Genomic DNA, 4,472 nt, shown 5'->3' with positions numbered 1-4,472 from the left:
ACCCGGCGGCTCACCCGCCCCCGCCACGCGCCAACTGCCGGGCGCGTGAACAAGCCGTGGCGGGCCTGCACCCGCTATTTCCTGTCGCAGCCCACCGCATGGTGTCCCGGCCCACTACAACGAACGGCCCGCTCCCGGTGCGCCCCACCCCCCACGTCCGGTCCACACCCACCACAGCCGGTCCACACCCACCACAGTCTGTTCACACCCACCGCAGTCGGTCCCACTCGCCGCGACCCGGAGCAGCGCCCGCGGAACTCGGAACGACAGCAGATCCCAGACGAAACAGGCCGGTCGTTTGTGATGTCTGCTTGGTCACGTCACAGTCGGGCGGCGGTGGACGTCAGGTGTTTGTTCGGTGAGAGCGACGCGAAGGAACATCATGAGCACAGTGGTAGAAGGATTTGGTGGCGAGGTTGTCGGGCCGGAGGACTCCGGGTACGACGCGGCGAGCCGGACCGTACTGGTCGGTGGGAGCCCGGCGTACGTGCTGAAGCCGTCGAGCGTCGAGGACGTCCGCGCGGCGATCAAATACGCGGCGACCAGCGGGCTGAAGGTCGCGGTGCGTGGCGGTGGACATTCGTTCCCGGGATTCGGGACGAACGACGGCGGCGTGGTGATCGACCTGGGCAAGCTGGCGGAGGTCGAGGTCGTCGACAAGGAGAAGCATGTCGTCCGGATCGGCGGCGGCGCCACCTGGGGGCAGGTCGCGGCAGCGCTCGCGCCGCACGGGCTGGCGATCTCGTCGGGTGACACGAAGAGCGTCGGCGTCGGCGGACTGACGCTGAGCGGCGGCATCGGCTGGAAGGTACGCAAGTACGGGCTGGCGCTCGACAACCTGACCGCCGTCGAGCTGGTGACCGCGGCCGGTGAGGTGGTTCGGGCGTCCGCGGACGAGAACGCCGAGCTGTTCTGGGCGGTGCGCGGTGGCGGTGGAAACTTCGGAATCGTGACCGCGTTCGAGTTCGCGGCGCACCCGACGACCGACATCTTCTTCGGAAAGCTGAGCTTTCCGGCCGGCGAGATCGCGGAGGTACTGCCGCGCTGGGCGGAGTACCTGCGGACCGCGCCCGCCGAACTGACGTCGACCGCATCGTTCGCCAACCCGTTCCTCGGCGGACCCGAGGCGCCGCTGGAGATCGAGATCGCGTACGACGGGGACGACGCGGATCGTGCCGCGCAGGCGATCGATCCGATCCGCGCCCTCGGTACCGTGATCGCCGACGAGGTCGCGCTGACGCCGTACGCCGAGGTGCTCGTCGACGGCATGGTGCCGCCACCAGGGATCAACATCGTGACTCGAAGTGCCTTTGTCGACACGGAATCCGTGCCTGACGTACTGCGTCTGCTCGCTGCTGCGGGTGCCGCGAAGGGCGCGCCCGTGATCGCCGTTCGCAGTGTCGGCGGGGCGGTGGCGCAGGTCGCCGCGGACGCGACGGCGTACGCGCATCGCCAGGCCGAATTGATGGTCATCACCACGAAGGTTGGCCCGCCGCCCGCGATCGAAGCAGGTCGTCCGGCGTGGAATCAGCTGTGGGACGAGGTGACTCCGCACGTCAACGGTGCGTACGCGAGTTTCCTGTCCGGAACGGACGACGCCGATGTTTCCGCGGTCTATCCCGCTGCGACGTACGAACGGCTCGCCGCGGTGAAGCGTGAGTACGATCCGGAAAACGTGTTCTCCGGCAACCACAACGTTCGCCCGTGAGAACGGCACGATCTCGAGCAGCGCGGTCTGCTCGAGATCGTGCCGTTGCGGCGGGCTATTCGCTCAACTGGCGCTCGTACACGTCCGGACTCCAACCGGCCACGGTCTTCGTGACCAGCTTGGCGCCGAGGCGCTCGTAGAAGCGGTACCCGTCTTTGTTGGCCAGGCGAAGCCCCCAGCTGATCGGGAGTCGGTCGGGCAGCGCATGCCGGGCGAGTGCCAGCATGAGCTGCCGCCCGAAGCCACCGTCGCGGTACTGCTCCCGGACGTAGAGGTCGTCGAGCGCCAACTGGTCGCCACCGCCCCACAGGTACGGCCGCCGCAGCGACGACACGTACCCGGCAGGCTGCCCGTCGACCTCGGCGAGCAGCACGACGACCTCGTCACGTCCGAGGAAACCCCTCCAGTCCTCGACGGTCGCGGTCACGTGCACGCGCTCGTCCTGGTAGTCGGCCAACTCACAGAGCATCGTGTGAACCGTCTCCGCGTCCGCGACCGTCGCGCGCCGAATCTCAGTGGACATGGACCCCTCCTGTTAATGGCTTGAACGCCGGTACGACGACCAACGCAAGTACTGCGGCAACTGCCGCCGTGATCGCCGCGAACGTGAACCCCCGCGCGAACCCGGTCGACACCGTCCCGGCCAGGCTGGCCGCGGCGATGCTCGACACCACGGCGACGCCGAGCGAGGCGCCGAACTCGTGGAAGGTGCTCAGAATCCCCGACGCCAACCCCGCCTCGCGGTAGTCGATCTGCGCGAAGGTCGTGGTCGACGACGCGACGAACGCGGCCCCGAGCCCGACCGTTCCGACCGTCATCCCGGCAACGATCACAGCAGCACCCTCCCAGATCGCCGGTGCAGCCACGCCGATCGCGGTGATCAGGAACCCGACGACCGCGATCGGCCGGGCGCCGGTCCGCCCGACGACATGGCCGGCCACCTGCGCGCCGACGATCGCCGCGAGCGCCACCGGGAGGAACAGCAGCCCGGTGCGCAGAGCGCCGTACTGCTTGAAGTGCTGCAGGTAGAAGGATCCGAGGAAGAACATCGAGATCATCAGCGCCGTCGCCACCAGGATCATGAACGTACCGGCGGTGACCGGTCGGCGGGTGAAGATCCGCAGGTCCATCAGCGGCGAGCGGACGGTGCGCTGCACCCAGGCGAACATGCCGTACAGGACGAGCGCCGCGGCCAGCGTGCCGAGCGTGGTCGCCGACAACCAGCCGTTGTCACCCGCATTGATCAGCGCGTAGATCGCCGTACCGGTGCCGGCCGTGACGAGCAGCGCTCCGGGTACGTCGAGGCGGCCGGGCTGGTCGCTCGGCTGGTCGGCCGGCAGCATCCGGAGCAGCGCCCCGAACACGATCAGCCCGATCGGGACGTTGATGTAGAACACCCACTCCCAGCCGGGCCCCGCGGTGAGCAGACCGCCGAGCAGTACGCCGATGGCAGATCCGCCGCCGCCCATCGCCGACCAGATGCCAAGTGCCTTGTTCCGCTCGTCGCCTTCGAACGTCTTCGTCACGACGGACAGCGCCGCCGGGGAGAGCATCGCGGCACCGATCCCTTGCGCGACGCGCCCGCCGAGGAGCATTTCGGGTCCGGTGGCCAGGCCGGTCACCAGCGACGCCAGGGTGAACACTGCCAGGCCGGTCAGCACGATGCGGCGCGAGCCGAACAGGTCGGCGGCGCGACCGCCGAGCAGCATCAGCCCGCCGAACATCAACGTGTAGGCGCTGACCACCCAGGTCAGCGTCTCCCGCTGGAGTTGAAGATCGGTCTCGATGTTCGGCAGCGCGATCGCCACCACGGTGACATCGAGGATCAGCATGAACTGCGCGACGGCGAGCAGCCCCAGCAGCCGCCACCGCCGGGGGTCCGGTTGAGTCATGATCTCGTCCTTAAATCGAACAGGCGTGTACGGGTTACTCGACGACAGTAACTCGTACACTGGTGTTCGACAAGAGGAATTCATACACTGACATTCGAGATCTTCGGGTGGCGGCTCCGGCAGAGAGGCGGGCAGCGGGTATGGCGGTGGCGACCAAGCGAGCCGACGCGCAGCGCAACATCGCGGCGATCCTGACCGCGGCGGCCGAGTGTCTGAGTCGGGATCCGGCGGCGAGTACGTCGGAGATCGCCAAGGCGGCCGGCGTCGGGAGGGTCACGCTGTACGGACACTTCCCGTCACGGGCCGACCTGATCGAGGCGGTCTTCGTGCAGGCAATCGCGATCGGGGAGGAGACGCTGGGCAAGGTCGATCTGACCGGAGATCCGCGTGAGGCGCTGACCCGGCTGATCGAGTCGAGCTGGCATCTGGTGGATCAGTGGCGGGCGCTACTGGTCGCCGCGCAGGACGCGCTGCCGCCCAGCCGCGTACGCGAACTGCACGCCGATCCGATGGCGCGCGTCGAACGACTCCTCGAACGCGGGCGCGCCGAAGGCGTGTTCCGTACCGACCTGCCGACGTCCTGGCTGGTCAGCGTCATGCACAACGTGATGCACGGCGCCGCCACAGAAATCCAAGCCGGCCGCATCACCTCCGACGAAGCAGCGCCCTACATCACCGCAACCCTGCTGTCCGCATTCAATCCCCCGACCTGACCCTCACACCGCACGACACAGAAGGCGCGGAGCCCACGGCACAGAAGGCGCGGCACGGGCGGCACGGGCGGCACGGGCGGCACGGGCGGCACGGGCGGCACGGGCGGCACGGGCGGCACGGGCGGCACGGGCGGCATGGGCGGCACAGTAGGCACGGGC

Annotated in this window: 4 protein-coding genes; 2 read left to right on the top strand and 2 right to left on the bottom strand. The window is 68.6% G+C overall.

Annotation, left to right across the window (positions count from 1 at the left end; all coding sequences use genetic code 11):
• Positions 1 to 382: 382 nt before the first annotated feature.
• A complete protein-coding gene (locus AB0B82_RS32715) occupies positions 383 to 1,708 on the top strand; it encodes an FAD-binding oxidoreductase (protein ID WP_360177490.1) in 1,326 nt (441 codons plus the stop codon).
• Positions 1,709 to 1,763: 55 nt separating this feature from the next.
• On the opposite strand, the gene AB0B82_RS32710 is transcribed toward AB0B82_RS32715, so the two are convergent.
• A complete protein-coding gene (locus tag AB0B82_RS32710) occupies positions 1,764 to 2,231 on the bottom strand; it encodes a GNAT family N-acetyltransferase (protein ID WP_360177487.1) in 468 nt (155 codons plus the stop codon).
• The gene (locus AB0B82_RS32705; RefSeq protein ID WP_360177484.1) at positions 2,221 to 3,600 is read right to left on the bottom strand and encodes an MFS transporter; all 1,380 of its coding nucleotides are present in this window, start codon (positions 3,598 to 3,600) and stop codon (positions 2,221 to 2,223) included. Before AB0B82_RS32705 ends, AB0B82_RS32710 begins: the two co-directional genes overlap by 11 nt.
• 140 nt (positions 3,601 to 3,740) lie before the next feature.
• On the opposite strand from AB0B82_RS32705, the gene AB0B82_RS32700 reads away from it, so the two are divergent.
• Entirely contained in the window at positions 3,741 to 4,313 is a 573-nt protein-coding gene (locus AB0B82_RS32700) for a TetR/AcrR family transcriptional regulator (protein WP_360177482.1), read from the top strand.
• The last annotated feature ends 159 nt before the right edge of the window (positions 4,314 to 4,472 follow it).

It is taken from the genome of Kribbella sp. NPDC048915 (assembly GCF_040649595.1).
Classification (GTDB): Bacteria; Actinomycetota; Actinomycetes; order Propionibacteriales; family Kribbellaceae; genus Kribbella.
This window is presented reverse-complemented; position numbering and strand designations above follow the sequence as displayed.